The following is a 23,104-nucleotide window of genomic DNA, read 5'->3' as shown; positions in this document are numbered from 1 at the left end:
TGCGATCAGCCGAAGGAGGCGAACGCCTTGGTGAAGGCCAGATCGCCCTGGACGATCGAGCTGCAGCTCGCATCGGCGAAGTTCTTCGCACCGCCGGGGCACTGCTTGTCACGCGTCGAGGACCACATCGACAGCCAGCCCAGGCCCTTCGACTTGGCGAAGTCCACCAGCTGCGTTGCGTCGTCCACCGTGAAGATCTCGGTGTTGACGTCGTTCACACCGATCATCGGGGTGACCGCCACCGCCTTCCAGGCGGCCGCGTCCGACAGGCCGAGCACGCTCTTCACCTGAGCCTGCGTCGCCGTGGCGCCATCGATCGCGTACTGGCCCATGTCGCCGTTGAACGCGGGCCCGTAGTCCATCGCCATGATGTTGACGGCCGAGATCTTCACGCCGTTCTTCTTGGCGTCGGCCAGCAGGTTGATGCCGTCCTGCGTCAGACCGGTCGGCATCGCCGGGAGGGTGTACGAGACGTCCAGTCCGCTGTGGCTCTTCTGGAGCGCGGCGATGGCCTGCGCGCGGCGGCTGTTGGACGCGGTGTCCGGGAGCGCGCCACCCTCGATGTCGAAGTCGACCTTGGTCAGCTTGAACTGGTCGACGGCCTTGCCGTACGCGGCCGTCAGATCGCCGACCGAGGTGCAGGCCGTGCCCAGTTCGGAGCCCGAGGCCCCGCCGAACGAGACGCGGACATCGCCGCCCGCCGCCCGCAGCGCGCCTATCCGGCCAGCCACCGCGTCGGAGCCGAGGTCCGTCACACCGCCCCACTTGGGGGTGCAGCCGCCGCCGGAGGTGATGAAGGCGAGGTTGTACTGCTTGACGCCGGTGCTCTTCGCGGAGCCGACCATGTCGAAGGCCGGGTACAGCGAGGTGTCGATGTACGGCGAGAAGCCCGCGCCGGCGACCGGGGTGGTGCCGCCGGTCTTGGTGGGGGTGGGGGTCGGCGTGCTGGTCTTCGTGGGGGTCGGCGACGCGGTCTTCGTCGGGGTGGGCGAGGCGGTCGGGCTCGCGGTCACGGTCGGACGGCCGCTGGGGGTGGCGGTCGGGCCGGAGTCCACCGAACACTTGGCGTCGTTGATCAGGCAGTTGACCGGGTCCGCGGCGGTGCCGCCGGACGCCGCCACGAAGCCGACGTCGACCTTCGCGCCGGGCGCCACGGTGGCGTTCCAGCCCTCCGGCTTCACGGTGATGTGCTGGCCGTTCGCGGTGAACCTGCCGTTCCACAGCGAGCTCAGCGTGGTGCCGGCCGGCAGGTCGAACGACAGGGTCCAGCCGGACAACGCCTTGTCCGAGGAGTTCGTGATCTCGTACTGCCCGGTGTAGCCACCGGTCCAGCCGCTCGTCTTGGTGTAGGCGGCGCCGACCGGGGCGGCACTCGCTGACCCGGCCAGCGCGAAGGCGCCTCCCGCCACGACACCCGCGGCGACGAGGCCACCGATCGCTTTGGTCGTGAACCCGGGTCGACGGCGATGCGTGCTGGCCATACCGGCCTGCCTTTCGTGGGGGGCGGGGTGCGGCACGACGCTAGCGCGGGCGGAACGGACAAAAGCCCTGACCACAGCGGGGGTTGGGGTTCTTATGGCGCCCTTAAGGACGGCATCGGAGCGGGTTAAAGGTTCAGACCACTGGCGGTGGACTTCTGTCCCGGTCTGCGACGGCGGCGTGGCACACGGTGACCCCGGCCGGATGCGCCGGAGCCGGGGCGCAGCGCCAGCCAGACCCGGACCTCGGTGCCGCCGAGCACGGAGTGGCCGATGGCGATGTCGCCGCCGGTGGACTCGGCGACCCGGCGCACGATGTCCAGGCCAAGGCCCGTCGAGCCCGGCCCGCCGTCGCCCTGACCGCGGCGCAGCGCGGCCGCGGGGTCCCGGATGCCGGTACCGGCGTCGGAGACCAGCACGATCACGGCGTCCTCGCCGTTGTGCACGTCCACGGCGAAGGCGGTGCCCTCCGGGGTGTGCCGGAAGACGTTGCCGAGCATCGCGTCGAGCGCGGCGGCCAGCTCACCGCGCGCCACCGGCACCCGGACCGGCCGGTCCACGCCCGCCGTGCGCGCCTCACGCCCCTGGTCCTCCGCGAGGGCGGACCAGAACGCCATCCGTTCACGGATCACCTCGGCGGCGTCGCAGCCGGCCATGACCGGTGCGGTGATCTGCTGTTCGCGCGCGGTACGGATGATCGTGTCGACCTCGCGCTCCAGCTGCGCGACGGCCTCGCGGGTCTGCTCGGCGACGGGCCCGTTCCCGAGCGAGGCGGCGTTGAGCCGGAGCACGGTGAGCGGGGTGCGCAGCCGGTGCGAGAGGTCGGCGGCCAGTTCGCGCTCGTTGGCGAGCAGTTGGACGACCTGGTCGGCCATGGCGTTGAACGCGACCGCGACCGAGCGCAGTTCCGACGGCCCGGCCTCCGAGACCCGTACGCCGAGGTCGCCGCGGCCGAGCGCGTTCGCCGCGTTCGCCAGCCGGCCGGCGGGCCGCACCATCCGGGTGCCGAGCCGGTCGGCGATGGCCACCGAGCCGACGATCAGGCCGATGCCGACCGCCGCCAGCACGATCCACGCGGTGGCGACGCCCCGGGTGATGTCGCTGTCCGGGACGAAGACCTCGACGACCGCGACCGTGCCCGAGCTGACCGCGTTCGGCTGCAGCAGCGCGTACCCGCCGCCGACCGCGACGGTGGAGGCCCGGCCGCGGCTGGACGCGGCGTCCATCGCGGCGGCGGAGGAGCGGTGCCTGCCGATCTCCACCGGGGCGGTGCCGGCGGTGGCCGGCACATGCAGCGCCATCCGGCCGTCCGCGCCCGCCTGGGTGGAGGCGAGCGCCCGTTCCAGCTGGACGCGGTCGGTGGTGATGGCCAGCGCGGGACCGATCGCGGCGGCCTGCCGTTCGGCGTTGGAGAAGGCCCGGTCGCGGGCCAGTTCCTTGACCACCAGGCCCAGCGGTACGGCGAACGCGACGACGACCATCGCGGTCACCGCCAGGCACACCTTGACGAGCAGCCATCTCATGCCGGTGGCTCCAGCTTCACCCCGACGCCGCGCAGCGTGTGCAGATACCGCGGCCGGGCGGCCGTTTCGCCCAGTTTGCGACGGAGCCAGGACAGATGGACGTCGATGGTCTGGTCGTCGCCGTAGGACTGCTGCCACACCTCGGCGAGCAGTTCCTTGCGGGCCACGACGACACCGGGGCGCGACGCGAGAAAGGCCAGCAGGTCGAACTCGCGGCGGGTCAGGTCCAGCGTCATCCCGTCGAGCTCCGCCTGCCGCCTGCGCACATCGATCCGCAGCCCGCCGACCGCGAGCCGCGCGGTCTCGTCAGGCGCGGCCTCCCGGCCGCGCGCCCGGCGCAGCACGGCGGCCATCCGGGCGGACAGATGCTCGACCGAGAACGGCTTGACGAGATAGTCGTCGGCGCCCGCGTTGAGCAGCCTGACCACCTCCGCCTCGTCGTCACGGGCGGTGGCGATGATCACCGGGACATCGGTGATCCCGCGCAGCATCTTCAGCGCCTCCGACCCGTCCAGATCCGGGAGGCCGAGATCGAGGATCACGACGTCGAAACCGACCTGCGCCACCTCGCGCAGCGCCTCAAGAGCCGTGCCCACACTGCGTACGGTGTGGGCCGCCTCGGTGAGGTGCCGGATGAGGGCGGAGCGCACGAACTGGTCGTCCTCGACCACGAGCACACTTGCCATGGCCCGCACGGTAGCCCATCCGGGGGACCCGGTACCCCTCCGTCCGTTTACCGCCCTCCGCGCCCGGACCTGCCGCGCGTACGGCAGGATGTGCCGATGCAACGAGGATTGCTTCACGCCGGGGCCTGGACGCTCGCGACCACAGCCGCGGTGACGATGTCGTGGTTCGGAGTGCACTCCGTGCTCGCCGGTACCGCCTACGATCCACCGCGCGCGCTCCCGGTCTCCGATGCCGTCGCCGGCTCCTCGGCGCGGCCGGTGGCCTCCTCCACGCACCGGCCGAAGCCGGTGCCGTCCACGACGTCCCCCGCACCGACCGTGCCGCCCACCACCAAGCCCGCGACGAAGGCGCCGTCCCCGCCGCCGGAGAAGCCCCCGGGCACCTCGCACGACGCCTCCACCAGCAACACCACCGGCAATGTGCACGCCTACAAGGTCACCGGCGGCCGCGTCGTGCTCGACCTCGGGCCGGCCTCGGCCACCCTCGTCTCGGCCACCCCCGACGAGGGCTGGGAGATGAAGGTCTGGAAGCTGGACGAATGGATCCGGGTGGACTTCACCAGCGGAACCACCACCTCGTCGGTCTTCTGCACCTGGAACGGCCACCCGCCCGTGGTGGAGATGTACAAGAATTAGGGCCTGTCGTCCGGATCTCCGGTTCAGCGGAAGACCGACTCCGGCGGGGCCGGGGACGGGGCGGCCGTCGCGTCGGTGACCGGGGCCGCGCCGCCGGCGAAGTCGGCCAGCGGGCGGCCGTGTTCGACGCGGCCGGGGTGCGGGTCGGAGGCGACCCGCCGGGTCAGCTCGGCGAGCGGCAGCTCGACGTCGGCGGCGAGCAGGATGGCGTTGCCGAAACGGCGGCCGCGCAGCACCGCCGGGTCGGCGGACACACAGACCTCGGCGAACGCCGACCGCGCGGTGGCGATCTGGGCGCGCAGGAAGCCGAGGGCGCCGCCGTCGGCGAGGTTGGCCGCGTAGAAACCGCCGGGCCGCAGCGCGCGCCTGACCTCGTGCAGGAATTCGGCGCTGGTCAGATGCGCGGGAGTGCGGGCGCCGCCGAAGACATCGGCGATGACCAGGTCGGCCCAGCCGTCCGGGACCTTCCCCAGCCCCGCCCGGGCGTCCCCGCCCCGCACCTTGATCCGCCAGGTCCGGTCCCACGGCAGTTCACGGCGGACCAGCTCGACGAGCGGACCGTCGATCTCGACGGCCTGCTGGGTGGAGCGCGGCCGGGTCGCGGCGGTGTACCGGGCCAGGGTGAGCGCGCCGCCGCCCAGGTGCAGCACCTGCAGCGGGCGCCCCGGGGGCGCGACCAGGTCGATGATGTGGCCCAGCCTGCGCTGGTACGAGAAGTCCAGGTACGACGGGTCGTCGAGGTCGACGTGCGACTGCGGTGCGCCGTCGATGAGCAGCGTCCAGCCGTGCGGCCTTTCCCGGTCCGGGACCAGCTCGGCCTGCCCGCCGTCGACCACGGCGCCGACCGCTTCGCGGGCCTGCGCCCTTCCGCCCTGCTTCTTACCTGCCACCCGACCAGTATCGGCCAGCAAGCAGCCGGCGTCAGACGCCGCCGGCCAGCCTGATCGTGCGGGCCGCCTCACCGAGCGCCGCCCGCAGGACGGCCGGGTCGGTGGCGGTGATCCGGCCGGGCCCGCTGTCCGGCGGCACCAGCCAGCCGGAACCGGCCTCCGACGGCTCCGCGCCGATCGAGAAGCCGCGGCCGTTGCTCCGCGTACAGGAACTGCCGGGCAGGTCCCAGCCGTCCGCGGTGCCCTGCGGCACCAGGAACCCGATGCCGTCCCCCGCGTCGTCGTGCAGCACCGGCCCGACGCCGGTCCGCAGCCGCAGGATGTCGACGGCCTCCAGGCCCTGCTGGGTCGGGACGGTGACGAGATCGCACGGCGGCGTCGCCGGCGGCATCTCGCTCCGCTCCGGGCTCGGTTCGTGCCGATCGGTGTCCAACAAGGGGAACCCTCCTCGCGGGCGGACGCAGCACCGCCCTTACGAGGAGTACAACGCGCCTCCCTGTCAACAGCTACGCCCCGCTAACGCCGCAAGGGGTGGCATTTCATGGCGGATCACGGGTGAGATATCCGTTTTGTAGGCAAACCCTCGGTATCTGCCCCGTCACAGCGGGTACCGTCGTCGCGCCGTCCGCACCAGGAGTCCGCCATGGCTTCACCGTCCTCAAGCCCCGATCCAGCCCGAACCGCCACCATGGCCAACGCGGCCTTCCGGCAGTTGCGCGGAGACCGTTCCCCCAACGAGTTCGCTGCGGCGGTACGCCGTTCCGCCCGCGAGATCGGCGAGCAGGTCAGCTGCGACGCCCGGTACATCGGGCGGGTGGAGGCCGGGGAGATCCGGTGCCCCAACTACGCCTACGAGCGGGTGTTCCGCCATATGTTCCCCGGCCGCTCGCTGGGCGACCTGGGCTTCGCCCCGCGCGAAGCGGTACGGGGCAGACGCGGCGGCGCGCCACCGCTGGATACGTACGAATTCGAGTTCGAGGAGAGCGACGTGCTGCGTCGCGTGTTCATGACCGGCGGCCCCGCCGTCATCGCGACCGCCCTGGTGTCCGGCTCCGCCGTGCACCCACCCGCCGGCCGGGTCGGCGTCGGCGAGGTCCACGCCGTCGAGGAAGCCGTGCGGCACATCCGGCTGCACGACGACCGGCACGGCGCGGACGGCCTGTACGAACAGGCGGGCCAGGCCCTGCGCACCGCCTACCGGCTGCTCGACGAGGGCGCCTACAGCCAGTCCGTGGCCGACGGGTTGTACGCCGGAGCGGGTGAACTCGCCGTCTCCGTCGGATGGCTGGCCCACGACTCCGGCCGGTTCACCGACGCCCGCTCCTACTACGCCGAGGCGCTCGCCACGGCCCGCGTGTCGGGCGACGCTGCCCTGGAGGCCCACGCGTTCTGCAACACCGCCTTCCTCGCCCGCGACGCGGGCCGGCCGCACGAGGCCGTCCGGGCCGCGCAGGCCGCCCAGGCCGCCGCCCGGCGCCTCGCCTCACCGCGGCTGCTCTCCCTGCTCGCGCTGCGCGAAGCGGGCGGCCGCGCGGGACTCGGCGACCGCTCCGGATGCGAACGCGCGCTGTCCCGCGCCCAGTCACTCTTCGGGCGCGGCCCGTCCGACGCCGACCCGCAGTGGATGACGTTCTTCGGCGAGGCCGAACTCGCGGGCCTGGAGGCCCAGTCCTGGTCCGCGCTCGGCGACCACCGCCGCGCCGCGGACTCCGCCCGCCGCGCGGTCAGCCTCCAGGACCCGCACTTCACCCGCAACATCGCCCTCTACGGCGCCGAGTTGTCCGCAAACCTGGCCGCCGGCGACCGCCCCGACGAGGCCGCCGCCGCGGGCTCCCGCGTCCTCGACCTCCTCGGCCGCGTCCAGTCCTCCCGCGTACGAGCCCTCCTGGACACCACAGCCACCCGCCTCCGCCCCCACCACCGGACGACGGCGGTAGCCGACTTCCTCAACCGCCAGCGCTGACCGCCTCCGGCGGAGGTTCCAGGACCCACCTGCGGTCGGAGTGCGGGTACGTCAGTGCCTGCGGCGGGGCAGTTCCCACGTCACCCGAGGTGCCCCGTGTCGTTCCAGCGTTCCACCGCCGGGTCCCCGTACGCCCACCCCAGAATCGACAGCGACGCCGGATCCAGCCGGATGGAAGCCCCGAACGACGGGTCCAACCCCAACCACCGCGCCCCCAGCGTCCGCAAGAAGTGCCCGTGGGCGAAGACGAGCACATCCCGCTCCGCCGACCGCGCCCACGCCACCACCTCGTCCGCCCGCTCCGCGACCTCCGCGAGGGACTCGCCGCCCACCACCCCGTCCCGCCAGATGTTCCACTCGGGCCGGCCCGCCGCGCGCTCGCGCTCGGCGATCTCGTCGGGGACGAGCCCTTCGTAGGCGCCGTAGTCCCACTCCATGAGGGCGTCCCACGGCTTGGCGCGGTCGCCGAAGCCGGTGAGTTCGCCGGTCTCGCTCGCGCGGACGAGGGGGCTGGTGCGGACCTCGAGGCCGGGGAGTCCGTCCCAGGGGGCGCCGTGCAGCCGTTCGGCGAGGAGCCGGGCGGTGCGGCGGCCCTCGTCGGTGAGGGGGATGTCGGTGCGGCCGGTGTGGCGGCCGGAGAGGGACCACTCCGTCTGGCCGTGACGGACCAGAAGGATGCGCGGAGCCATGCGGAGGGACCTTTCACTACGTAATGGAGATCACTCCATCATCGCGCACTCCGGGCGCCCGGCCCGATGAGGCCGGTCAGCAGTCCGTCGAGGCCGAGCTCGTACTGGGCCATGCCCGCGTCCTGCGCGATGGCGAGCTCGGGGACGAGCTCGGTGAGCGCGGGGTAGCGGTCGGCGGGGAGGTCGGCGAGCCGGGCGCGTACCCGGTCGCGCAGACCGTCCTCGCACAGGGCGCGGTCCCGGCGGACGTTCCACAGCGCGGAGCCGACCGTGTACTGCATGAGGGCGACGTGGGCGCGCGCGGCGTCGACCCGGTCGAGGCCGGCGGCGCGCAGCAGGCCCAGCATCCGGTCGATGACGGCGATGGCCTCGTCGCCGCGCATGGGCCGGGTGGTCAGCAGCTGCAGGGCCGACGGGTGCTCCGCGAAGAGCCGGAAGACACTGCGGCATACTTCACGCAGTTGCTCGCGGGCGTCCGCGACGCCCGCGGCCTCGCCCACGGCGGGCAGCTCGACCTCGCTGAGCAGCCGCTGGGCGACGGCGTCGCTGATCTCTTCCTTGCTGCGGAAGTGCGAGTAGACGGCCATCGTGCCGACGCCGAGCTGCGCGGCGAGGGCGCGCATGGTGAACGCCTCGGCGCCGTCACGGTCGAGCAGGACGACCGCTGCGTCAAGGATTCTGTCCGGATTGAGCGTGTTGCGCGGAGCGCGGCGCCGGGGGGCGCGGGCCGACTGGGTGACGGTCATGCCATTCTCTAACTTCTCGCGGAGAGCAACCTGGGAGGGCGCCCCGGGCGTCTTCCCGCACGCATACCCGACCAAGAGATGTTGAACACGGAACGAACGCAGTGTGGCCAGGAATTTCCGGGGCGATGTGCGGGCTGTCTAGCGTACGACGTACGGTAGAGCCTACGACATGGTCCGCAACGAGCCACATCCGCAGAACGGGGAGAACGGCCGCATGACGATCACCGCCACAGCGCCTCGCGCCTCGGCCTACCGGGGCCGGCTGCGCTGGTGGACCGAGCTGCCGCTCATCGCCGTCGTGTACGCCCTCTACTCGTGCGGCCGCCTGCTGGTCCGCGGCGACGTGGACAACGCCGTCGAGAGCGGGATCGACATCCTGCATCTCGAAGAGCTGATGCGGATCGATCCGGAGCGCTGGCTCAACGGCATCTGTACGAAGTACGCCGCGATCGGCGTCCCCGCGGACTTCGCGTACGCCTCGCTGCACTATCTCGTGACGCCCGTGATCCTGGTGTGGCTGTGGCGGCGGCGGCCCACCCACTACCGCGCGGCCCGCACATGGCTGATGCTCTCCACCCTGATCGGGCTGATCGGCTTCACCCTCATGCCCACGGCGCCGCCCCGGCTGCTGGACTCCAGCCACGGCTTCATCGACACCATGGCGCAGTACGGCTCCTACGGCTGGTGGGGCCAGGACGCCAGCGCCCCGCGCGGCCTCGGCGGGCTGACCAACCAGTACGCGGCGATGCCGAGCCTGCACGTCGGCTGGTCGCTGTGGTGCGGGATCATGCTGTGGCGCTACGGGCGGACCCCACTGGTGCGCGCGCTGGGCATCCTGTACCCGCTGATCACCACGTTCGTGGTGATGGGCACCGCCAACCACTACCTGCTGGACGCGGTCGCCGGTGCGGCCGTCATGGGCATCGGCTACCTGCTGGCCCCGCGGGTCCTTCTCGCCGTCGACGCGCTGCGCGCCCGGTGGGCCGTCCGGTCCGGTGCCACCACCTCCGCGGAGGGCCACAGCCCGGTCGTGGCGGCCTCCGCGTCCGCTGCCGGCCCCGGGACGACGGCCCCGGCCTCGGCGGCTCCCAGAACGGCGCCGCACGGCGCCGTCCCCAGCGGCGTCGCGACCCCGCGGACGGGATCTCACGACGACCACCGGGACGAGCACAGATCGGATCCCTCGGGCAGGTCTTCCGTGGGTCAGGGCCGAATGTCGTAGCCGGGTGCGAGACTTCCGCGGGTGAGCACTACGCACTATCTGCGGGAGCGGCTGGCCGAGTTGCGCGGACCGGCCACGTCACCACGTCCGCTCGACGCGCGGGCCCTCGCGGCCCTGGCCGCGAACCCCGGCTGCCGCCGCCGGGCCCTGCTCGACGCCGCCGGGATCGACAAGGGCGCGGTCGCGCAGGTGCTGGGCGCGCCCGCCCCGTTCGGGCAGTCCCAGTTCGCCTTCGCCCGCGGCCATGCCTTCGAGGCCCGGGTCAAGGCGGAGGAGTGCGCCGAGCTGCTGCGCCTGCTGGGCGCCCCCGAGGACAGCGGCGCGCTGCTGCCGGACCTGTCGGCCGCCGGCCCTGAGGGCCGTACCGCCAGGACCCGGCTGGCCCTGGCGGAGGCGACCTCCGCCGGCCGCTGGACGCTGCTGGACCACCCGCTGCTGGCGCTCGACGTCGCGGGCTCCGCCGCCTACCTGGAGCCGGACGCGGTGGTCGTCGCGCCGGACGGCTCCTGGACGGTCGTCGAGGTCAAGTCCTTCCCGATCCTGGACGGCAGCGCGGACCCGGTGAAGGTGGGCGCCGCCGCCCGCCAGGCCGCGGTGTACGTGCTGGCGCTGGAGCGGCTGGCCGGGCTGCTGGAGGAGACCACGGGCCCCGTGCGGGTGTCGCACGATGTGCTGCTGGTCTGCCCCAAGGACTTCTCGAACCTGCCGACGGCCCAGTTCGTCGATGTGCGCAAACAGCTGTCGGTGACCCGGCGGCAGCTGACCCGGCTGACCCGTATCGAGGAGATCGCCGCCGAACTGCCGGACGGCACCACGTTCGACCTGCGCTGGTCCGAGGACGGCCGCACCCCGACCCGGCCGGCCCCCGAGCTGGCCGCCGCCGTCGAGGCGGTCCCGGCCGCGTACTCCCCCGAGTGCCTGGCCGCCTGCGAGCTGTCCTTCCACTGCCGTGACCGCTCCCGTGCCTGCGGCTCCGTCGAGTCCCTGGGCCGCGGCCTGCGCGGCGAACTGGGCACCCTCACCACGGTCGAGGCCGTGCTGTCCGCCGCCCTCGGCACGGACGCCGCCGGCGCCGAGACGGCGGACCCCGCCGTCGCCGCGCTGCGCCGCGCCGCCGTGCTGCGCGCCGAGGCGCTCACCGCTGGGGGTGCCTCATGTCACTGATCGGGACCCTGGCGCGGGCCGAGGCCGTGGTCGCGGGCCGGGCGCAGCCGGTGGCGACGGTCCGGCACCGGTACCTGTCGCAGCATCCGCTGGTGTTCGTGCCGCTGACGACGGCGGGCGAGGTCGGCGCACCACTGGGCGCGCTGGTGGGCCGCGACCGGGAGGCACCGAGCCTGCTGGTGGTGACGCAGCCGCGTGACCGGGACCTGCGGTTCGACTTCCTCGCGGCGCTGGCGACCACGGTCATCGCGCACATGGACCGGTACGCGGACGACGTGGAGACCGAACCGGCGACGCGGAACCGCGAGGAGTCCGAGGTCTGCGCGGACGCCCCGCAGATCATCGTGCCGAACGCGGCGGCGGCGGACTACGTCCGGCTGCTCGGCCGCTCCACCCGGTTCCGCCGCACGGCGGAGGAGAATCCTGACGAGCCCTATCCGGTGCCGTCACGGGTGCCGCTCTCCGGCCGCTGGCTGACGCACTACGGGGAGCGCGCCCGCACCCCCGGCGCCTCGCTGCTGCTGTCGATGACGGAGCTGCTGTCGCGGCACTGGGCGACCGGCCAGAGCAATCTGGAGGACCAGCACCTGGGCGCGCTGCTCGGCTGGATCGCCCCTCCGAAGGGCATGACCGGCGCGGACGCGGCCCGTCGCGCGGAGACCGGACGCGGACCGGACGGCCTGTTGCTGAGCCCGCCCGCCGGCCCGGCGACCGACCCCGCCTTCGACAACACGGTGCTGGCCCCCGCGATGTCCCGCTTCGACGCGGCCCGGGCGGCGGCGCGGGCGGCCGGCGAGGAACGGTCCGCCGCGACGTCCGCCGCCGAGGCCGAGGTGCGGGCGCTCGTCGAGAGCCAGTTGCGGCCTACCTGGGACGATGTGTGGCGCGGGCTCGATCTGCTGCGGGCGCTGCCCGAGGGCGGGCATGTCGAGGAGCGCTGGAAGCGGGACCGCTGGTCGTACACCGGCCACCGGGACCGGGTGCGGGCCGGTGAGCCGCCGCAGCCGAAGCGTGACGACGCCATCGCGGCCGCGCAGAAGCTGATGGGCCGCGAGACGGCCCAGGTGCGGCTGGAGGCGCAGGAGGCGCTGGACGATCCGCTGGTGATGGCCGGGCGGCGGCTGTCCGGCGAGGCGTTCGCGGGCGAGGTCACCGACGTGGTGATGGCGTACAGCGAGGCGAAGGTGCCGCGCCCGCGCCCGCTGGTAACCGTCGCGACCGCCGACGTACCGCATTTCGACGCCGACGCGAAGCTCTACCGCGCGCTTCCCGGGGGGAAGACCCAGGAGGCGCGCTTCGTCGAATGGCCGGCGCCCGGTGAGGTCACGGTGCGACTGCTGAACGGCATGGGCCGGGGCAAGGTCCCGGACGAGGGGTCGGTGCCCGCGGCCGGCGACCGCGTGTGCTGGACCCTGTTCGAGCACGCGCCGCGCGGCGGACCGGAGTTGCCCGACCCGGAGGACACCCCGTGGACGCACGGCGGCCCGCCGGAGACCGCCGCCGCGCCGGCCGCACCCGCACCCGATCCCGTCACCGTGGAGGACTTCCTGTGAGCCGCACGACGGAGGACTCTCCGCCCCACGGCCCGGCCCGCCCCGCCCCGCGCGACCCCGCCGCCGAGGCGGCGGCGGTCACCGAGGCGATCCTGCGCGACACGCTGCACGGCTCGTCGCGCGGTGTCGTCGTCGACTCCCCGCCGGGCGCGGGCAAGTCGACGCTCGTGGTGCGCGCCGCCCGGGAACTGACCGCGGCGGGCGAGTCGTTGATGGTAGTGGCGCAGACGAACGCGCAGGTGGACGATCTCGCGGACCGGCTGGCGACCGCCGATCCGGGGCTCGCGATCGGCCGGCTGCACGGCAGCGAGTCACCGCCCGATCCGCTGCTCGACCGGCATCCGTCGATCGTGAAGTCCGCGAAGGTCGCCGATCTCGCCCAGCAGAAGGTGGTGATCGCGACCTCCGCGAAGTGGGCGTACGTCAAGACCACCGATCTGACGTCGCCCTGGCGGCACGCGATCGTCGACGAGGCGTACCAGATGCGCTCGGACGCGCTGCTGCAGGTCGCCGGGCTCTTCGAGCGGGCGCTCTTCGTCGGTGACCCGGGGCAGCTGGACCCGTTCAGCGTGGTGGGCGCCGACCAGTGGGCGGGGCTGAGCTACGACCCGTCGGCGAGCGCGGTGGTGACGCTGCTGGCGCACAATCCGGGCCTCCCGCAGCACCGGCTGCCGGTGTCGTGGCGGCTGCCCGCGTCGGCGGCGCCGCTGGTGTCGCGGGCGTTCTACCCGTACACGCCGTTCCGCAGCGGCACCGGGCCCGGCGTCCGGCGGCTGTCGTTCGGGGTGCCCTCGCAGGGCACCGGGCCCGACGAGGTGCTGGACGAGGCGGCCGCGTCGGGCTGGGGGCTGTTGGAGCTGCCTGCCCGGCACACTCCCCGGACGGATCCGGAGGCGGTGCACGCGGTGGCCCAGGTGGTGCGGCGGCTGCTGGACCGGGGCGGGGTGACGTTCAGCGAGCGCTCGCAGGAGCCGGCGCCGCTGACCGCGGACCGGATCGCCGTCGGCACGGCGCACCGCGACCAGGCGGCGGCGGTGCGGTCGGCACTCACCGCGCTGGGCGTGACCGGTGTCGCCGTGGACACCGCGAACCGGCTGCAGGGCCGGGAGTTCGACGTGACGGTCTTCCTGCACCCGCTGTCCGGCCGCCCGGACGCGACGGCGTTCCATCTGGAGACGGGCCGGCTCTGCGTGCTCGCCTCCCGGCACCGGCACGCCTGCATCGTGGTGTGCCGGGCGGGCGTGGCCCGGCTGCTGGACGAGCACCCGTCGACGGAACCGGTGCAGCTGGGCGTGACGGTGAAGTTCCCGGACGGCTGGGAGGCCAACCACGCGGTCCTGGCGCACCTGGACGAGCACCGGGTCCCGTACCGGACATAGCCCGGTGCGGAACGGTGCGGAACGGGTGCGGAACGGGTGCGGAACCGCACTTCAGGCGGCACTTCGGACGGCCCGGAGGCCCACTTGCGCGGGCGCGGGACAATGGAACGCGCGAATCCCTTGGAGGTAGGTACATGTCCGAGCCGCAGTCGGCTCACGACCGGCGCGACGCTGTCCCGCCGGCTCCCGCACGGCGCCTGCGCCCGGCGGAGCTGCTCTTCGAGCCCGCCCAGGCCCTCGCCGACGAGGAGCACTTCTTCGACCTGGAGTCGCTCGACGATCCCCGGCAGCTGCTGGCGCGCTCCACGGAGCTGGCGCTGGCCTTCCGCGCCGCCGCCGACCGGGCGACGGAGTACCAGGCGATAGCCGCGGCCCAGCTGGCGGATCCCCGGCGCTTCGACCGGCTGACGTATGCCGCGATCGCGGAGCAGTCCGGCTGGACCGAGGACTACGCGAAGAAGATGGTCGAGTTCGGGACACGCCTGCAGGAGCGGTGACCGAAACCAATGCCCTGCGCGGGTGATTGTGTCAAGCGACCACGGCCCTTTGGCATATGCAGGATGCGCAAGGTACCGGACGACCGGTGTTCCTGTCCCGTATTCGTCCGATTCACATGGACGCAGCGCGAGCGGCCGGTACCTCTAGGTGTATGAGCGAATGGCAGTGGGAGACCTGGAGGCACCCGGACATCACCGTGGCCGGCGACCCGACGGACCCTGAACGGCAGTCGCACACCGCGTACGTCACCCCGGCGGGAGCCGCCTGGCTCGCCTCCGCCAGCGCCTTCCCGCGCAGCGTCCAGGCGCTGTGGAGCGCCCGCCCGACCGCGCCCAGCGTGCTGCCGTGCGGCACCGTCTTCGACGTGGTGAACCTCCCCGCGCTCTTCGGCCGCCGGGTGCTGGAGCAGTTATGGGCCGCCGGTCCCGGAAGCGGGCCGGTCGCCGTGCACCGCGGCCGGGTGCTGCTGCTGGTCGCCCCCGGATCCGCCCAGCGGCTGCCGTCGCTGCTGGGCTGGGAGGAGTGGAGCCGCTCGGTGCCGCCGCTGATGTGCCACGGCCTGGGCGACGCGGTGACCGTGCCTCCGCTGTACGGCGACGAGACCGGCCTGGACACCGAGGGCGGATCGTCGCGCTGGGTGGTGGCCCCCGACACCCGTCATCCCTGGCTCCCCGGCCCCGACGTGCTGCTGTGGGCCTGCATCCGCGCGGCCCGCGCCGCCGCCCGTACGACCGCTCCCGCGGTGGCTCCCTCGGCCTCCCCGGCCTGAACGGGATATCGATTTTCACTCCGCCGGAAGCGGATGCTAATGTCTGTCTCGCAGCACGCGCCGCTAGCTCAGTTGGTTAGAGCAGCTGACTCTTAATCAGCGGGTCCGGGGTTCGAGTCCCTGGCGGCGCACCTACGGGAAACCGTTGACCTGGGCGTTCCTCCTTCGGGAGGGGCGCCTTTCGTCATGTACGGGGCCAGTACGGAGCCAGTACCGAGCCGGCACGGGAGCAGTGCGAGAGCGGTACGGGAGCGGCCCGGCGCGGTAACAAGGCCAGGGAGAGACCGTCTCCAGGAGGCCCCGCATGCCGCTGCCGCACTACCGTCCCCCGGACGCGCCCGACGGCGCGCGCGAGGACGCGTGGCGTCCGCCGCCGCGCCGCGTCGGCCGGATGGCGGCGGGCATCCTCGCGGTCACGGTGGTGACCGGCGCCTGGCTGCTGCGCGACGGCACGCAGGAGCGGGAACCGCCGCTGCCCACCCCGGCCGAGGCGGTCTCCGCGGCCGGGCGGAACCCGGCCGCCGGCGGGCAGACGGAGGTCGCACTGCCGCCGCGCGCGGCCCCGATGACCGCCGCCGCCCCCGAACGGATCCGCGTCCCGGCCATCGGGGTCGACGCGCCCCTCATGCGGCTCGGGCTCGACACCACCGGCCATCTGCAGACCCCGCCGGAGTCCGAGCGCGGGCTGGCCGGCTGGTACGCGGGCGGGGCCGCGCCCGGCGCCGCGGGCGCCGCCGTACTGGCCGGGCATGTGGACACCCGCGAGGGCCCCGCGGTCTTCTACGAGCTGGGCGGGCTGCACAAGGGCGACCGGATCGAGATCGACCGCGCGGACCGCCGTACCGCCGTGTTCACGGTCTACGGCATCGAGGTCTACGAGAAGCAGGACTTCCCCACCGACCGGGTCTACGGCGCGACACCGGACGCCGAACTGCGCGTGATCACCTGCGGCGGAGTGTTCAGCAAGGCGGCGGGATACCTGGGCAACGTCGTGGTCTACGCCCGGCTCACCGGCTCCACCGAACCGTCCTGACGGAGTCCCGGCGGCCCCGCCGACCGGCCCAACCGGCGCACCCTCCTGACGCACCGGCACCCCGTTGCCCCCACCCCTTCCACCGGCGCGCCCACCCCCGGAACGGCCGGTTGGCCGAACCGGGGGCACACCACTGGCAGGTGAATGCAGTATGTCCTAGTTTAGGTATTTCTGATGTCATTTATGAATCTGCGCGTCACCGGGGAGGTCCCTGTGCGACAGCCGCTGGCCATGAGCGGGCCGATGGACTGGCCGCTGACCAACGGCGCCGTGCCCTGGATCGTGCTCGTGATCGGCCTGCTGTCGCTCGGCTGGCTGCTCGTGGTCCGCCAACGCTCCTGGTGGACCCTCACCGTCCCGCTGATCGCCCTCGGCACCGCCGTCGCGGTGTTCGTCGTGCAGTACCTGGAGGACAACTCCTGGCGGCTGATCGCCGACGAACTGCCGATCGGCGTCCTGGTGTGGATCGGGGTCGGGGTGTTCGGCGTCGCCCTGGCCGTGGCCCGCTGCTTCTACACCCCGCACTGGCGGATCAGGCTGGCCGCGCTGCTGGCGGGCCTGCTCGTCCTGCTCGCCGCGTGCTCCCAAGTGAACGTGTTCTACGACCAGTACCCCCGGCTCCGCACCCTGGTGACCGCGCTGACCCGGGAGAGCACCGACCTCAGGACGGCCAGCGGCGGCGGCAAGGAGAACACCACCGTCCGCACCCCGGTGGGCGGCACGCTCGAATCGGTGTGGAAACCGCCGGCGGACATGCCCGGCAAGGGATCGCTGTCGAAGGTGCGGATCCCCGGCACCGTCTCCGGCTTCGACGCGCGCGACGCCTGGGTCTATCTGCCGCCCGCCTACCGGACCAATCCGCGCGCGCTGCTCCCCGTCATCGTCCTGATGCCCGGTCAGCCCGGATCGCCGCAGGACTGGCTCGACTCCGGGCAGCTGGCCGAGACCATGGACGCGTACGCCGCCGAGCACCACGGGCTGGCGCCGGTCGCGGTCTCCGTCGACACCCTGCACTCGCCGCTGAACAACACCATCTGCGTGGACTCCGAACGCGGCAAGGTGCACACCTACCTCACCCAGGACGTACCGGCGTGGATCAGGGCCAACCTCCAGGTCGCGGCCGCACCCGGGTCCTGGGCGGCGGGCGGCTATTCGCTCGGCGGCACCTGCTCGCTGCAGCTGGCCGTCACCGCCCCGGAACTCTTCGGGTCGTTCGTCGACATCTCGGGGCAGCGCGAACCGACCCTGGGCGGCCACCAGCACACCGTCGACGAGCTGTTCGGCGGCAGCTCGGCCGCCTACGACGCCATCAGCCCGCTGAAGATCATGCGGAAGAAGTCCTTCCCCGGCACCAACGGCCTGTTCATCGTCGGCTCCTCCGACGGCACCTACCGGCCGCAGCAGCGGGACGCGTACGCGGCGGCCCGCAAGGCCGGGATGAACGTCACCTACAAGGAGCTGCCCGGCGGCCACAGCTGGGCGGTCTGGCGGCCCGCCCTCGGCGTGGGGCTGGCCTGGCTCGGCGGCGTCACCCATCTGACCTCCCCATCCAGCGGCTGACGGGACTGCACCGATGACCGAAACGCAGGCGCAGGCGCGGGAACTCCCCGACGGCCCGGAGCCGGCCGGGCCCAGTACGCCGAAGCCGCCCGGCCGGTGGCGATCCTGGGCGGCCACCATCCGGCGCGGCGCCGGGCAACTACGGCACGCACCCGTCACCGTGACCCTGATCGCCGCCCTGTGGATCACCGGCGCGGCCACCGGATCGCTGCGCAGGGGCCCGGACGACCAGCTGTTCGACGCCGTCGGCGTCGGCTGGGAGACCCTCGCCGAGGGCCACTGGTGGACCCCGCTCAGCTCCGGCCTGTGGTGCTCCAGCCTCGACATGTATCTGATCAGCACCGTGGCGCTCGCCGTGCTCGGCACCCTGGCGGAGCGCCGGATGGGCTCCGCCCGCACCGTGCTGGCACTGGTTGCCGCCCAGGTGGCCGGCACCCTGCTCGGGGTGGGCCTGGCCAAGCTCGGCGACCTGGCCGGCGACGACTGGCTCGAACTGCTCTCCCTGGAGGCGGCGGTCGGCCCCACGGTCGCCGTGGCGGGGGTGGCCTTCACGGTGAGCGGAACGATGACGGCGCTGTGGCGGCGCCGGGTGCGCCTGCTGCTGGCCGCGGTGGTGCTGGTCCTCGCGCTGTACCTGGGCACCCTGCTGGACGTCCTGCAGGTCACCGGCGGGGTGATCGGCCTGGCCGTCGGAGCGGTGTTCTGGCACCGGCTGCCGCACCGGCCGACCGGTGCTTCGCACTCCGAAACCCGGGTGCTGGTCGGGCTGTTCATCGCCGCCGCCGCGATCGGCCCGGCGCTGACGATGCTCTCGCCCGACGCGCTCGGCCCGCTGGCCACCTTCCGCGATCTGCTCGTCACCTCGCACCCCGACGCCCAGGCCGTCCAGGACGCCTGCGCCGAATCGGTGCGGGCCTGCCATCAGATCCACGCCGAGGAGCACTTCTACGACTCCCCCGCGATCCTGATGACGGTCATGCCCGCACTGCTGCTGCTCGTCCTCGCCGAAGGACTACGGCGCGGCCGGCGGCTGGCCTGGATCCTCGCCATCGTGGTCAACCTGGCGCTGATGGCGATCGTTCTCTACGAGATGGTGGACTTCCTCGGTTCGCTGGACCTCAGCACCCCGGAGGGCCGGGACGACCGGAGCTGGCTGATCCGCGCCTGCATCGAGCAGCTCCTGCTGCCCGCCGCCTCGATCGTCCTGCTGGTCGTCACCAGGAGCCGCTTCCAACTGCGATTGCCGCGCACCTCGGTCCGCAGGATCGCACTGGCCGTCGGCGGCAGCGTGCTGGCCGTCGCGGCCGTCTACGTGGGCACCGCCTACGCGATCCGCGACCAGTTCTACCCCGTCGCCACCGTCTCCTTCCTGTGCCAGGGGCTCGTCTCCGTCTTCCTGCCGCCCATCTACAGCGACCTCGCCGACCAGGGCCCCATCCCGGTCGGCTCGGGCGCCCACTGGCTGTACGAGTACTGCGGTCTGGTGCCCTGGCTGGTCGCGCTCGTCTCCCTGCTGGTGGTCTTCCGCAGCAACCGGCTGCGGGCCTCCGACGAGCAGGCCCGGCGGGCCCGTTCGATCCTCACCGAGCACGGCGGCTCGACGCTCTCGTACCTGTCCACCTGGGAGGGCAACCACTACTGGACGTCCCCCGGCGGCGACGCGGGCGTGGCCTACCGGGTGCTCTCCACCATCGCGCTGACCACCGGTGACCCCTTCGGGGAGCCGTCGGCCCGGCAGCGCGCGGTGGGCGAGTTCGCCGCGTTCTGCGACGCGCGCGGCTGGTCACCGTGCTTCTACAGCGTCAACGAGGAGTCCCGGCAGGCCGCCGAGGCGCTCGGCTGGAAGTCCCTGCAGGTCGCCGAGGACACCGTCGTACCGCTGGCCGGTCTGGAGTTCAAGGGCAAGAAGTGGCAGGACGTCCGCACCGCGCTCAACAAGGCGGGCAAGGCCGGCATCACCGCCGAGTGGTGGCGCTTCCCGGACGCGCCGCTGGCGCTCACCGAGCAGATCCGGGCCATCTCCGAGGAGTGGGTCGCCGACAAGGGCCTGCCCGAGATGGGCTTCACCCTCGGCGGCCTCGACGAACTCGACGACCCCGAGGTGCGCTGTCTGATCGCGCTGGACGCCGACCGGACCATCCACGGCATCACCAGCTGGATGCCGGTCTACCGGGACGGCGAGCCGATCGGCTGGACACTGGACTTCATGCGGCGCCGCTCCACCGGCTTCCGCGGCGTCATGGAGTTCCTGATCGCCTCCTCCGCGCTCGGACTGAAGGAGGAGGGCGCGGAGTTCATCAGCCTGTCCGGGGCGCCGATGGCCCGGGTGGACCGCGGCGAGGCCCCGGCGCCGCTCCAGCGGCTGGTCGATGTGTCGGGGCGACTACTGGAACCGGTGTACGGTTTCCGTTCATTGCTCGCGTTCAAGGCAAAATTCCAGCCCGACTACCACCCTATGTACATGTGCTACCCCGATCCGGCCGCTCTGCCGACCATCACCCGCGCCATCGGCAAGGCGTACCTTCCGCACATGACGGCGGCTCAGGGCGTACGGCTGGTCCGCCAGCTGTCCGGCTCCTGAGCCGGGGTCCGACTCCGGTTTGAGGTGACGCCATGTGGGACTGGTTGGCCGACGCCTACCGGACGCGGATCGTCGACAACGGTCGCGAACCGCTGTTCCTGCTCCTCGTCGGGTTGATCGGCTCGTTCCTCTTCATCCGCTTCAGCGTGCGGATGATCCGCCGCGGCGTGAGCTGGTGGCCGGGGAACGTCAACCCGGGCGGACTGCACATCCACCATGTCGTCTTCGGCCAGGCCATGATGCTCATCGGCGGCATCGGCTCCTTCGCGGTACGCGGCGGCGTCCTCGCGCACAACCTGCTGGCCGTGCTGTTCGGCATCGGCTGCGGGCTGGTGCTCGACGAGTTCGCCCTCGTCCTGCACCTGGAGGACGTCTACTGGAGCGAGCAGGGCCGCAAGTCCGTGGACGCGGTGATCCTCGCTGTCGCGGTGATCGGTCTGCTGCTCATCGGGGAGGCCCCGCTGGGCGGCTTCGTCGGCGGGATCAACGGCGAGCAGATCGGTGTCGCGGCGGTCCTGCTGGGCTTCGTGGTCATCTGCCTGATCAAGGGCAAGGTGTGGACGGGGCTGATCGGCGTGATGATGCCGCCGGTCGCGATCATCGGGGCGCTGCGGCTGGCCCGCCCGGCCAGCCCCTGGTCCCGCTGGCGCTACCACTCCCGGCCCCGGCGGCTGGCCCGCTCCGAGCGCCGCGAGGACCGGGTCCACCGGCGGCTGGTGGCGTTCAAGACCAGGCTGATGGACGCCGTCGCGGGCGCCCCGCACCTGAAGTCGAAGTCCGAGAGCGTCCCCGTGCCCCGCCCGACGGTCGTCGACATCCCGCCGTCCCGGATCGAGGTGTGGCTGCGGCCGCTGCAGCAGCCGGGCGCGGCGGTCGCCGTCTGGTACCTGCGGACCGCCGCCGTGGTCAACGTGCTGACCGGGCTGATCGCGCCGTTCCGCGAGCGGGTGCACCGGGCCACCAACGGGGAGTTCTTCACCGCCTTCCTGCTGAGCCCGGGCTTCACCGGCGCCGTCCTGGCCTTCCTGCTCGCGGTGACGCTGCGCCGCCGCAAGCGCGCGTCCTGGATCGTCGCCGTCACGCTGGTCTGGGGGTACCTGGCGCTGTGCCTGCTGGCGCTGGATCTGCTGCCGGAGGCCCGCGCACACCCCTTCAACTGGATCTCCCTCGGGCTCACCGTGCTGCTGGCCCTCGCGCTGGCGGTGTCCCGCCGGGCGTTCAACGTGCGGGGCGAGCGCGGCAACGTCGCCCTCGGACTGGTGTCGCTGCTGATCGGCAGCGTCGTCACGGTGGGCCTGGGCACCGTCCTGGTGCACGCCACCGACGCCCCGCCGCCCGCGAGCTGGCGCGCCTGCCTGCACTACGCCGTGCTGCGTGTGCTCACCGTCTCCAGCCTGTTCGACCTGCCCGAGATCGCCGTGCCCGCCTGGACCGACCTCGCGATCAACCTGCTGAGCGTCACGCTGATGCTGATGGTGCTGCTCGCCTTCTTCCGCTCCCCGCGCGGCCGCGCCCGGCTCCAGCCGGCGGACGAGCAGCGACTGCGCGAACTGCTCGCCGCGCACGGCGAACACGATCCGGTCGGGTACTTCGCCCTGCGCCGCGACAAGTCGGTGAGCTGGTCACCCGGCGGCCGGGCCGCCGTGCTGTACCGGGTGGTGAACGGGGTCGCGCTGGCCTCCGGCGATCCGATCGGTGACCGCGAGGAGTGGCCGGCGGCGATCGACGGCTGGCTGGCCGACGCCCGTCAGCACGCCTGGATCCCGGGGGTCACCGGGACCGGCGGGGGCGCCGCCGCGGTCTACGAACGGGCCGGGCTGAAGTCGCTGGACTTCGGCGACGAGGCGGTGGTCGACGTCGCCGCGTTCGCCGGAACGTACCTGGGCACGTCCACGACAGGAGCGCACGGCCCGGACGGCGGCGAGGCGCTGCGTCCGCTGCGCGAGGCCCACGGGCTGATCCGCGACGCCGGCTACACCGCCGTCGTACGCCGCCACCGCGACATCCCCCGCGACGAGATGGCGGATCTCGCCCATCTCGCCGACGCCTGGCGACGGCACGCCAGTGAGCGCGGCTTCTCGGTGGCCCTGGGCCGGCTGGGCGACCCCGCGGACGGCGAGTGCGTGATGGTGGAGTGCCGCGACCCGCAGGGGCGCACGTCGGCGCTGCTGAGCTTCGTGCCGTGGGGCCGGCGCGGCCTCTGCCTCGACCTGATGCGCCGCGACCGCGAGTCCGGCAGCGCGCTGATCGACTACCTGATCACCGAACTGCTGCTGCTGGCCCGGGCGGACGCCGAGCCCGTGCGCGGCGTCGAGCGGGTGTCCCTCAACTTCGCGGTCTTCCGCTCGGTCTTCGAGGAGGACGGCAAGGCCGGTGCGGGCCCGCTGCTGCGGCTGTGGCGCAAGGTCCTCCGGCTGCTCTCCCGCCGCTGGCACCTGGAGGCCCGCTACCGCTCCTACGCCGCCTACCTGCCGGAGTGGCGCCCGCGCCACCTGCTGTACGAGCGGTCCGCCGAGCTGCCCCGTATCGCCGCCGCCACCGCCATGGCCGAGGGCTTCCTGACGGCGCCGCGGCTGCCCCGGCTCGGCGGGGCGCCGTACCCGGCGGCGCCCGCGACGGCACTGGCTTCGGAACCGGACGGTTCCGGGCCGGAGGACTCCCCGCCGGACCCCGCGCCGGACGATCCGGCTCCTGGCCCGCGCTGAGGCGGACCGGGTGCGGGGGCGCCGGCCGG

19 protein-coding genes and 1 tRNA gene are annotated in these 23,104 nt (G+C 73.1%); 13 read left to right on the top strand and 7 right to left on the bottom strand.

The window, feature by feature from the left end:
• Window positions 1-5: 5 nt before the first annotated feature.
• From C6N31_RS08450 to C6N31_RS08440, 3 genes are all read right to left on the bottom strand, one after another.
• The gene (locus C6N31_RS08450; protein WP_138357988.1) at window positions 6-1,481 is read right to left on the bottom strand and encodes a cellulose binding domain-containing protein; all 1,476 of its coding nucleotides are present in this window, start codon (window positions 1,479-1,481) and stop codon (window positions 6-8) included.
• Between the two features lie 125 nt (window positions 1,482-1,606).
• On the bottom strand, window positions 1,607-3,001 hold the full coding sequence (locus C6N31_RS08445) for a HAMP domain-containing sensor histidine kinase (RefSeq protein ID WP_138357990.1): 1,395 nt from the start codon (window positions 2,999-3,001) through the stop codon (window positions 1,607-1,609).
• A complete protein-coding gene (locus C6N31_RS08440; protein ID WP_187144889.1) occupies window positions 2,998-3,687 on the bottom strand; it encodes a response regulator transcription factor in 690 nt (229 codons plus the stop codon). The genes C6N31_RS08445 and C6N31_RS08440 overlap by 4 nt, the downstream gene beginning before the upstream one ends.
• Window positions 3,688-3,783: 96 nt before the next feature.
• Between C6N31_RS08440 and C6N31_RS08435 the strand changes: the two genes are divergently transcribed.
• A complete protein-coding gene (locus tag C6N31_RS08435; protein WP_138357994.1) occupies window positions 3,784-4,323 on the top strand; it encodes a hypothetical protein in 540 nt (179 codons plus the stop codon).
• Window positions 4,324-4,346: 23 nt separating this feature from the next.
• Here C6N31_RS08435 and C6N31_RS08430 read toward each other — a convergent pair whose 3' ends face one another.
• Entirely contained in the window at window positions 4,347-5,213 is an 867-nt protein-coding gene (locus C6N31_RS08430; protein ID WP_198357335.1) for a spermidine synthase, read from the bottom strand.
• 31 nt (window positions 5,214-5,244) lie between these two features.
• The gene (locus tag C6N31_RS08425) at window positions 5,245-5,604 is read right to left on the bottom strand and encodes a hypothetical protein (RefSeq protein WP_138358028.1); all 360 of its coding nucleotides are present in this window, start codon (window positions 5,602-5,604) and stop codon (window positions 5,245-5,247) included.
• A 252-nt stretch (window positions 5,605-5,856) separates the two neighbouring features.
• Here C6N31_RS08425 and C6N31_RS08420 point away from each other — a divergent pair, with 252 nt between their 5' ends.
• Window positions 5,857-7,176, top strand: a complete 1,320-nt coding sequence (locus tag C6N31_RS08420) for an NsdA family TPR-like regulatory protein (protein WP_138357998.1) — start codon at window positions 5,857-5,859, stop codon at window positions 7,174-7,176.
• A gap of 80 nt (window positions 7,177-7,256) precedes the next feature.
• On the opposite strand, the gene C6N31_RS08415 is transcribed toward C6N31_RS08420, so the two are convergent.
• A complete protein-coding gene (locus tag C6N31_RS08415; protein ID WP_138358000.1) occupies window positions 7,257-7,865 on the bottom strand; it encodes a histidine phosphatase family protein in 609 nt (202 codons plus the stop codon).
• A gap of 38 nt (window positions 7,866-7,903) precedes the next feature.
• Window positions 7,904-8,611 (bottom strand): TetR/AcrR family transcriptional regulator, encoded by a 708-nt coding sequence (locus C6N31_RS08410; protein WP_138358002.1) that lies wholly within the window; start codon window positions 8,609-8,611, stop codon window positions 7,904-7,906.
• Window positions 8,612-8,825: 214 nt separating this feature from the next.
• Here C6N31_RS08410 and C6N31_RS08405 point away from each other — a divergent pair, with 214 nt between their 5' ends.
• The 11 genes from C6N31_RS08405 to C6N31_RS08355 all read left to right on the top strand — a co-directional run bounded on the left by C6N31_RS08405 (window position 8,826) and on the right by C6N31_RS08355 (window position 23,075).
• Window positions 8,826-9,833, top strand: coding sequence for a phosphatase PAP2 family protein (locus C6N31_RS08405; RefSeq protein WP_138358004.1), 1,008 nt, complete (start codon window positions 8,826-8,828; stop codon window positions 9,831-9,833).
• 21 nt (window positions 9,834-9,854) lie between these two features.
• The gene (locus C6N31_RS08400) at window positions 9,855-10,997 is read left to right on the top strand and encodes a PD-(D/E)XK nuclease family protein (protein WP_244809180.1); all 1,143 of its coding nucleotides are present in this window, start codon (window positions 9,855-9,857) and stop codon (window positions 10,995-10,997) included.
• Window positions 10,988-12,550 (top strand): hypothetical protein, encoded by a 1,563-nt coding sequence (locus C6N31_RS08395; RefSeq protein ID WP_198357334.1) that lies wholly within the window; start codon window positions 10,988-10,990, stop codon window positions 12,548-12,550. Before C6N31_RS08400 ends, C6N31_RS08395 begins: the two co-directional genes overlap by 10 nt.
• The gene (locus C6N31_RS08390) at window positions 12,547-13,929 is read left to right on the top strand and encodes an AAA family ATPase (RefSeq protein WP_198357333.1); all 1,383 of its coding nucleotides are present in this window, start codon (window positions 12,547-12,549) and stop codon (window positions 13,927-13,929) included. The genes C6N31_RS08395 and C6N31_RS08390 overlap by 4 nt, the downstream gene beginning before the upstream one ends.
• Window positions 13,930-14,063: 134 nt before the next feature.
• Entirely contained in the window at window positions 14,064-14,426 is a 363-nt protein-coding gene (locus C6N31_RS08385; protein ID WP_138358010.1) for a DUF8844 domain-containing protein, read from the top strand.
• 152 nt (window positions 14,427-14,578) lie between these two features.
• A complete protein-coding gene (locus tag C6N31_RS08380; protein WP_138358012.1) occupies window positions 14,579-15,196 on the top strand; it encodes a bifunctional DNA primase/polymerase in 618 nt (205 codons plus the stop codon).
• 57 nt (window positions 15,197-15,253) lie between these two features.
• Window positions 15,254-15,327, top strand: a tRNA-Lys gene (locus C6N31_RS08375).
• A gap of 260 nt (window positions 15,328-15,587) precedes the next feature.
• Entirely contained in the window at window positions 15,588-16,229 is a 642-nt protein-coding gene (locus tag C6N31_RS08370; RefSeq protein ID WP_138358032.1) for a class F sortase, read from the top strand.
• A 213-nt stretch (window positions 16,230-16,442) separates the two neighbouring features.
• The gene (locus C6N31_RS45520) at window positions 16,443-17,789 is read left to right on the top strand and encodes an alpha/beta hydrolase (RefSeq protein ID WP_187144890.1); all 1,347 of its coding nucleotides are present in this window, start codon (window positions 16,443-16,445) and stop codon (window positions 17,787-17,789) included.
• Window positions 17,790-17,802: 13 nt separating this feature from the next.
• The gene (locus tag C6N31_RS08360) at window positions 17,803-20,370 is read left to right on the top strand and encodes a bifunctional lysylphosphatidylglycerol flippase/synthetase MprF (RefSeq protein ID WP_138358016.1); all 2,568 of its coding nucleotides are present in this window, start codon (window positions 17,803-17,805) and stop codon (window positions 20,368-20,370) included.
• A 32-nt stretch (window positions 20,371-20,402) separates the two neighbouring features.
• Entirely contained in the window at window positions 20,403-23,075 is a 2,673-nt protein-coding gene (locus C6N31_RS08355) for a phosphatidylglycerol lysyltransferase domain-containing protein (RefSeq protein WP_198357332.1), read from the top strand.
• Window positions 23,076-23,104: the final 29 nt, after the last annotated feature.

The organism is Streptomyces fildesensis, from assembly GCF_016107395.1.
Classification (GTDB): domain Bacteria; phylum Actinomycetota; class Actinomycetes; order Streptomycetales; family Streptomycetaceae; genus Actinacidiphila; species Actinacidiphila fildesensis.
Note: the sequence above shows the minus strand (reverse complement) of the source record. Positions and strands in the feature narration are given on the sequence as shown.

Excerpts from the sequence above, each read along its gene's own strand:
- C6N31_RS08405 (WP_138358004.1), top strand. The coding sequence starts at position 8,826 with ATGACGATCACCGCCACAGCGCCTCGCGCCTCGGCCTACCGGGGCCGG.
- C6N31_RS08425 (WP_138358028.1), bottom strand. The coding sequence starts at position 5,604 with ATGCCGCCGGCGACGCCGCCGTGCGATCTCGTCACCGTCCCGACCCAG.
- C6N31_RS08450 (WP_138357988.1), bottom strand. The coding sequence starts at position 1,481 with ATGGCCAGCACGCATCGCCGTCGACCCGGGTTCACGACCAAAGCGATC.
- C6N31_RS08370 (WP_138358032.1), top strand. The coding sequence starts at position 15,588 with ATGGCGGCGGGCATCCTCGCGGTCACGGTGGTGACCGGCGCCTGGCTG.
- C6N31_RS08435 (WP_138357994.1), top strand. The coding sequence starts at position 3,784 with ATGCAACGAGGATTGCTTCACGCCGGGGCCTGGACGCTCGCGACCACA.
- C6N31_RS08415 (WP_138358000.1), bottom strand. The coding sequence starts at position 7,865 with ATGGCTCCGCGCATCCTTCTGGTCCGTCACGGCCAGACGGAGTGGTCC.
- C6N31_RS08440 (WP_187144889.1), bottom strand. The coding sequence starts at position 3,687 with ATGGCAAGTGTGCTCGTGGTCGAGGACGACCAGTTCGTGCGCTCCGCC.
- C6N31_RS08385 (WP_138358010.1), top strand. The coding sequence starts at position 14,064 with ATGTCCGAGCCGCAGTCGGCTCACGACCGGCGCGACGCTGTCCCGCCG.
- C6N31_RS08410 (WP_138358002.1), bottom strand. The coding sequence starts at position 8,611 with ATGACCGTCACCCAGTCGGCCCGCGCCCCCCGGCGCCGCGCTCCGCGC.
- C6N31_RS08420 (WP_138357998.1), top strand. The coding sequence starts at position 5,857 with ATGGCTTCACCGTCCTCAAGCCCCGATCCAGCCCGAACCGCCACCATG.
- C6N31_RS08395 (WP_198357334.1), top strand. The coding sequence starts at position 10,988 with ATGTCACTGATCGGGACCCTGGCGCGGGCCGAGGCCGTGGTCGCGGGC.
- C6N31_RS08355 (WP_198357332.1), top strand. The coding sequence starts at position 20,403 with ATGTGGGACTGGTTGGCCGACGCCTACCGGACGCGGATCGTCGACAAC.
- C6N31_RS08380 (WP_138358012.1), top strand. The coding sequence starts at position 14,579 with ATGAGCGAATGGCAGTGGGAGACCTGGAGGCACCCGGACATCACCGTG.
- C6N31_RS08445 (WP_138357990.1), bottom strand. The coding sequence starts at position 3,001 with ATGAGATGGCTGCTCGTCAAGGTGTGCCTGGCGGTGACCGCGATGGTC.
- C6N31_RS08360 (WP_138358016.1), top strand. The coding sequence starts at position 17,803 with ATGACCGAAACGCAGGCGCAGGCGCGGGAACTCCCCGACGGCCCGGAG.